Consider the following 7,719-nt stretch of genomic DNA (forward strand, 5'->3'; position numbering starts at 1 on the left):
CAAATGGTATAATGAAAAGAGAATCAAGTTAAGATTAAATGGAATGAGCCCGGTACAATACCGAGCTCATTATAGAGAAGTAAATAATTAATGTTCAATTAACGTCCAACTTTTGGGGTTCATATCACATATGGTATCCGCTAAGTTTTATCCCTGTATTGCTTTTATGGTCCTATATGGGTGATGAAAGCGTATTGTTGAGTTTCGTGATTGCTCTTATTGCCGTTTTGTTTTCCATGCTTTTTTACACGAAAGTCTCACAGTATTTAGAAAACAGTAATAATAGATGTAAAACCTTGTCTGATATTTTGATTCTTCTTGTGGGGATTCCTGTTTTTTACTGGTTATTTGGATCTGTTGTATTTATTCTTGTTATTTATATTGTGTTTTCTGAAATAGTGCATTATCGTCGTTATATAATAGGTTTAATAAGCATTATATATACGATTTCTATAATTCTGTTCTTTTCTTGTTTTTTACAATATCCGTTATATCGTTTATTTTGTGGAATTAACTATTATAGATTCCCGTCTGTTGTTCCATATATGCAGTGGATACTAATGGTCTTATTTGCTATCTTTCCTATTGCCGTTTGCTTTCTTCCCAGTGTGAAAAGAACAATTTTGACAGAATGTATTACTATTGTTGTTCTTATTATTTGTGGATCATATTTGATTAAAGGAAACTTTGATCCAGTTAAATACCGTTTATTCAATGATGATTATTGGGTGAGAACACATCAGTGGAATAAAATTATACGAGAGGCTGAGAAATATCAACCCACTACTCCAATGGGTGTATCTTGCTTGAATTTAGCTTTGGAAATGCAGGGAACACTACCGGAACGGATGTTTCGCTTTTTTCAAAATGGTATAGAAGGGCTTGTTCCGGCATTTCAAAGAGACTTCACAACTCCTCTTCCGACTAGTGAAATTTTTCTTCAGATGGGGATGATAAATAGTGCTGAACGCTATGCTTTTGAAGCCCAAGAGGCAATCCCCAATTACCGAAAAAGTTCTAGGTGCTATCAGAGATTGGCTGAGTGCGAGATAATTAATGGCCAATATGAGGTCGCAAAAAAGTTTTTATTGAAACTCAGTCACACACTTTTTTATAGGAAATGGGCTACAAGCATGATGAAGTGTCTTTATGACGATAAGAAAGTTGAAGGCAATTCGGAATGGAACCGTTTGAGAAAACTACGTCTTACTAAAGACTTCTTATTTAGTGAATCTCAAATGGATCAGATTTTTGGGCTTCTTTTTGCCCATTCTTTTAAAAATCGAATGTCATATGAATATTTGATGGCATGGCAAATGCTGGGAAGAAATCTTCAAGGTTTTCAAAAATATTATCCATTGGGGCGATTTATTGGATATAATGAAATTCCACGTTCTTATCAGGAAACTCTAGTTTATCTTTGGTCTCAGACACATGCTAATTTTGAAAATCTTCCTTATAGTATTTCCCCTGAAGTATGTAATGAAATGGTTAATTTTGCACGTTCTTATATTGCAAATCCTCATGACCCTAATCTTGTTAATGGAGAAATGGGGAAAACTTATTGGAGTTATTTGCTCTGTAGAAGGTAGGTCTTGACATTCAAAAGTCTTAATTGTAATGAGAAAGCCATTAATGATATATATCGTTGTTATGTGTTTGGTTTCTTGCCAGTTTTGTCCTAAGAATCCAATTAAAATAGATCAATTACCAGCTATTTATCCAGATTATGTAGGTGTATCTATTCCTATTGATATTGCCCCATTAAATTTTAATTATGTTGGGGGTGATTTCGATTGCATGGACGTTGTCGTGAAGGGATCTAAAGAAGGAATCCTTCATTCCAATGGCAATGTTGCAGAGTTTGATATTAATGATTGGCATGATTTGACAGAAAAGAATAAGGGTGGGCGTCTGGTATTTACTGTATGTGTAGAAAGAGATGGAAAGTGGATGCAATTTCGTGATTTTGATATCTTCGTTAGCCGCTACCCCTTAGGTGAATATGGCTTGACCTATCGTAAAATAGCTCCTGGATATGAAGTATACAGTAAAATGGGGATTTATCAAAGGAATCTCTCCAATTATGATGAATCTGCAATCTTTGAAAACACTAATGTTCCTGGAGCGTGCGTTAACTGTCATACCTCTAATCGTACGGACCCTCACGAGTTCACCTTCCATATTCGTGGCTCTCATGGAGCAACTTTAGTAGATATTAATGGCAAGATGGAATGGTTGAAGGCAAAAAATGATTCAATACATGGCTCGTTAGTTTATCCGTATTGGCACCCCAATGGAAAATATTGTGCTTATTCAACAAATACAACTCATCAGAGCTTTCATGTTATTGGCAATGAACGAATCGAAGTTTTTGACCAATCATCTGATATTTTAGTTTATGAATCAAAGACCCATCAACTTATTTTAGATTCTTTATTGATGACAAAGGATCATTTTGAGACATATCCATCTTTTTCCTCAGATGGGAAAATATTGTATTTTTGTTCTGCCCAAGCTGAACCAATTCCTGAAAGGTATCAACAAGTGAAGTACAACCTTTGTAAAATCTCTTTTGATCCTGTGAAAGGCTTATTCGGCAATCGAGTTGATACAATAGTGAATGCCAGAAAATTAGGAAAGAGTTTGGTCTTTCCACGTCCTTCTTATGACGGAAGATATATTATGTTTACACTATCAGATTATGGCTGTTTTCCTATTTGGCACAAGGAAGCAGATTTAGGTTTATTGGATTTGCGTACGGGGAAAATAAAAATGTTAGACAGAGTTAATTCAAGTCAAACCGAATCTTTTCACAATTGGAATATCAATAGCCATTGGTTTGTTTTTTCCAGTAGAAGGGGAGATGGATTGTATACTCGTCTTTATTTAGCGAGTATTGATGAAGAAGGGCATGTATCCAAACCTTTTCTTTTACCCCAGAAGAACCCACAAAAATATTATGAAGAAAGTGAATATTCTTATAATATTCCTGACTTTACAAAGACAAAGGTCAATTTTGATTTTCGAAAAGCGGGGGAAGAAATTATGAGTGATAACCGTATTGATACTAAAATAAAATAACTTTGGAATCTCTTATTATCTCATAACCGGACGATCAGTCAGATTGAAAATTATTGCTGTCTAGTAAATTCCAAATTAGCCCGAAATCAGCAATGGAAAGTCCCAATAATAGGCGTTCTCTCTGTTTCTCAAAAAGTAAGCCCATCGAGCAAGCAGGCTCAATTCAGATGTAGCTTTCCCTTTTTCTGCCATGATTACAGTTTTATCCCTATCTGGATTTTGTAAATGAGATAAATATGGTGTAATACGTCAAAGTAAGCCTGAGTTTAGTAACAATTTTTGAGAAAGAAACACCTTTTCTTCTTATGGATTACAGATCAGTAATAAATACCCATGTCTGTATCTGTATTGTGTTGACACTATTTTCATAGAAGAAGTGTGACGGGAAGTTCTGCGTGAGCTGTTTGTAAAGCGTCTTTATAATCTATCTTCACCTGTATATTTCCTCAAAATCCTCACTTCAAGTCTAAAATCGTTGGCCAGCAATACAACGGATTTTGTCTTTTATCATTCCACGTCCCAAACCTCCTCTGGGTTCCATACTGTTTTAATATGCCTAAAAGCTTAACGACAAGATGTGTCTGGGTCGTTCGGCTTCTTCACATCGGACCCGTTGCCGCTGTCTAGCGGCTAATTTCCTGCATCTTTGACTTATGTAGCAATTTTATCAGTTTAATATACATTGGCTGTCCGATAAAAGGTGTATTTTTTGACCACGTTATTTGAACTTGGTAGTAAGAGCGAAAGTAATAAAAAATGACTGAACTCTAAATGAGGAGTTCAGCCTGAATTTTTACCTATTGAAAAAAAGTTACTAGCTAGCAATAATTTTGGAATTTTTGGGAACCCTATAGTGGTGATAGGACTAACCTTAAAGACAACTGTTTCTGTTCTATACTAGAATAGTTATAATATTTTATTATATTACTGTTAATTATATAAATATTATATAAGTAGACTGAAATATAATTATTATTTAAAAAATTAAATTATATTTGCAAGTAATTATTAAGTGTAATACCACGATTCTAATTATTTTCAATATTCTAACCTGAATAGAAGCATACGATGATTAGATATTGCCCGAATGAGAATAAATCATAAACAGCAAGGAAATCTAAATCATGAAAAATATTAGTAATCAAAAATGATGTATAGATAAATAATGTTGTCAATCTAGTTTGCTGTTAGCAGCAGAACTAAAGTATTTACCACTTTAACCTATTAGACATGAATCAAAATTTTGTGAAAACAAAGCTGTTTATCAGTGTATGTGTGTTCTCATTCTTGCCCTTTTCGTTCCTCAATGTATTGGCTTTACCAAAAGTCGAAATAAATGCAGTACAACAAGGGCAGAAAATTTCCGGACATGTTGTGGATCAGGAGGGGGCGATCATCGGGGCGAATATCATAGAACAAGGATATTCAGCTAATGGTACGATAACTGATTTGGATGGAAATTTTACACTTGTATTGAAAGGGAAGAATCCTGTTCTTGTAGTTTCTTATATTGGTTACAAAACTCAGACAATAACTGTCGGTAACAGGTCCCAAATTGATATTACGATGGCTCCTGACAATAAGACTTTGGACGAGGTTGTCGTTATGGGATATGGCGTCCAGAAGAAAAAGTTAGTTACAGGTGCAACTGATGAGATCAAAGGGAGTGATATCGAAAAGTTGAATACTACCCAGGTCTTGGGGGCACTCCAAAGTCAGAGCCCTGGCGTAAACATTACTGCTATATCCGGTCAGCCGGGGGAAGGGTATAAGGTTGCCATTCGTGGTGCAGGCACAAATAGCAATACCAAACCGATCTATGTTATTGACGGTGTAACAGGTGGTGATATCAATAATCTGAATCCTGCCGATATTGAGCGCGTTGATGTATTGAAGGATGCCGCTTCCTGTGCCATTTATGGTTCAAATGGTGCCAACGGTGTTATCCTGATTACGACTAAGCAAGGTAAGCAAGGAAAAATCCAGGTTTCGTATGATGGGAATGTAGGTTGGGCAAACGTCTATAAAATGCCACAACTTTTAAACGCAAAGCAGTATATGGCCGTTCAGGACCTGGTCAATTACAATAATGGTGGTCAACCTTACGATTGGTCCAAATATATTGATGCGGATTTGCTCAAGTCCTATCAGGATGGTTCGAATAAAGGTACGAATTGGTTGGACGCGATTCGTAATAAAAATGCAATGACGACCAATCAAGCCATCAATATTATCGGTGGTACGGACAAGAGTACGTTTTCTTCAGGTGTGGGCTATCAGTATCAGGACGGTGTGTTTGGTAAAGTTGTCAAATCTGATTTTCGCCGCTTTACTTTCCGACTGAATTCTGAACATGTCATCTATTCTAATACAAAGGGCTTGGATGTCGTCAAGGTCGGTGAGAATGTCTATTTTCAGCATAAGGAGAATCAGGGTATTCAAATTGGAAACCAGTATGTGAATACGATCTCTAATATGCTGAGGGCTAATCCTTGTATACCTATCTATGATCAGAACGGAAATTATACGATGCATGATTATCTCGCAAATTCCGGTACGGAGGGTTGGTTCAATTACAATTCCTATGCCTCTAATCCTATAGCTTCTTTGGTGAATAGCCAAAGCGGAAACAATATGTCCAGAAATTTTGATTTGAACGCAATTGCCTATGTTGAGATTCAACCTGTCAAGGACCTCATTTATAAAGGCCAAATCAATTATAATCAGAATTCCAATACTTGGAGAGCTTACCTTCCTGAATATTATATCAATGATTCCGGTGATAGTCGAACAGTGGATCAAGTTACGGAACAAGCCGGTACAGGTTGGGGATGGAGCACGACGAATACTTTGAATTATAAGTTTAATATCCTGAAAAATCATCATTTTGATGTTTTACTTGGTACTGAATATAGCGAATCCCGTCCTAATTTCGGAGAACTGGTACAGGGCACTTCTACAGGTAGTATTTACGGTGATTTTAAGCATGCCTACCTTTCATTGACCAAGAATAGAACTTCCGGCGCTTCCGTAACAGGAACGCCTTATGCAGATTCCAGAAACATGTCTTATTTCGGTCGTGTCAATTATGATTACAATGAAACTTATATGTTGTCCGCAATTCTTCGTGCTGATGGTTCTTCCGTATTCGCTCCTAAACATCGATGGGGCTATTTCCCTTCAGTAAGTGGTGGCTGGGTCGTTACCAATGAGAAATTTATGGCTCCGACGGCCAAATGGCTTGACTTTCTTAAAATTCGTGCAGGATGGGGACAGAACGGTAACCGTAATATTGTAGACGCTTTTGCCTACCAGGCCACATTTGCTTATGACGATAATTCTAATTATGCATTTGGCAATACTAAAGATAACTATACCCAAGGGGCAAGTCCTGCCAGACTGGCAAATGATGATCTGACTTGGGAAACTTCGGATCAGACAGATATAGGTCTCGATGCACGTTTCATAAGTGGAAAGTTGGGATTTACCTTTGACTGGTATAAAAAAGTCACAAAAGATTTGCTGATGCAGGTTCCTGTTGCATCCACAACCGGTTTCTCAACACAGTGGAAAAATGCCGGAACTGTTCAGAATACCGGTATTGAGGTTGCTTTGGATTGGCATGATAAAGTTGGACCTGACTTCACTTATGGCGCCAATTGGAATATAGCCTACAATAAAAATAAGGTAACCAAAATCAATTCTTCTCTTGATTATATAGAAGGCGGTAATGACAACATTTCACAGAGTACAGGTTATATGGCCCGTATGCAGGTCGGTCATCCTATCGGCTATTTCTATGGTTACAAAACCGGAGGAGTGATCCAAAATGCCAAAGACCTTCAAAATTATATCCAAGAAAATTGTGGTGGAAATGCTGTCAATTCTTTACAGGGTGCAGGTTTAAAACCCGGTGACCTGAAGTTTATTGATACCAATCACGATGGCAAGATCACTACAGATGATAAAACCGATTTGGGTAATCCTATGCCGGATGTGACGATGGGCTTCGGCCTTAATGTCAGTTATAAAGGTGCTGATCTGTCGGTAACTGCTTATGCCGCTTTAGGACAACAGGTCGCCCGTTCTTGGCGTAAATGTACTGACGGACAGTATGAAAATTATACGACTGAAGTTTATAAATACTGGAATGGTGAAGGTACATCCAATAGATATCCTTTGATTGCTCCGGGTAATACGGGAGTTAACTGGCAAGCCGTTTCTGATATATATATCGAAAATGCAAGTTATCTGCGTTTGCAGAACATTACACTTGGATATGATTTCAAGCATATTTGGAAAGGATGTCCTTTTGGACAACTCCGGTTATACGTCACTGCGCAGAATCTATTTACAATTACCGGATACAAAGGCATGGACCCTGAAAATGGGATGGCCCTGAATAGTGCAGAACCATGGGTCACAGGTGTAGATGTAGGAAACTATCCTCAGCCGCGTACGTATCTTGTTGGTGTTAATATTAAATTCTAAAAATGAAGGGAGTTACCATATGAAACGTACATGATCGTCTTTCGCCAAAGGGAATGAAAAGGGATTTTTTGTATCTTTGCCACAGTATAAACCCTTTAATCCTTTAGATATGTCGAATCAGAAGCAAGAAGTCTCCTTTTCAGA

The 7,719-nt window shown here is 37.2% G+C and carries 4 protein-coding genes; all 4 read left to right on the forward strand.

Translation table 11 applies throughout. The features are described 5' to 3' along the window. A partial coding sequence (locus NG821_RS12705; RefSeq protein WP_394802058.1) for an IS3 family transposase occupies positions 1-91 on the forward strand: 91 nt, incomplete at its 5' end. Continuing rightward, positions 87-1,592, forward strand: coding sequence for a DUF6057 family protein (locus NG821_RS11980; protein WP_317233096.1), 1,506 nt, complete (start codon positions 87-89; stop codon positions 1,590-1,592). The genes NG821_RS12705 and NG821_RS11980, both read left to right, overlap by 5 nt. A gap of 28 nt (positions 1,593-1,620) precedes the next feature. Continuing rightward, a complete protein-coding gene (locus tag NG821_RS11985) occupies positions 1,621-3,084 on the forward strand; it encodes a TolB family protein (RefSeq protein ID WP_252761893.1) in 1,464 nt (487 codons plus the stop codon). 1,230 nt (positions 3,085-4,314) lie between these two features. Further along, entirely contained in the window at positions 4,315-7,575 is a 3,261-nt protein-coding gene (locus tag NG821_RS11990) for a SusC/RagA family TonB-linked outer membrane protein (RefSeq protein WP_252761894.1), read from the forward strand. Positions 7,576-7,719: the final 144 nt, after the last annotated feature.

It is taken from the genome of Segatella cerevisiae (assembly GCF_024054555.1).
Classification (GTDB): domain Bacteria; phylum Bacteroidota; class Bacteroidia; order Bacteroidales; family Bacteroidaceae; genus Prevotella; species Prevotella cerevisiae.

What these genes read in the sequence shown, in the direction of transcription:
- NG821_RS11985 (WP_252761893.1), top strand. Translation starts at nt 1,621, where the DNA reads ATGAGAAAGCCATTAATGATATATATCGTTGTTATGTGTTTGGTTTCT.
- NG821_RS11990 (WP_252761894.1), top strand. Translation starts at nt 4,315, where the DNA reads ATGAATCAAAATTTTGTGAAAACAAAGCTGTTTATCAGTGTATGTGTG.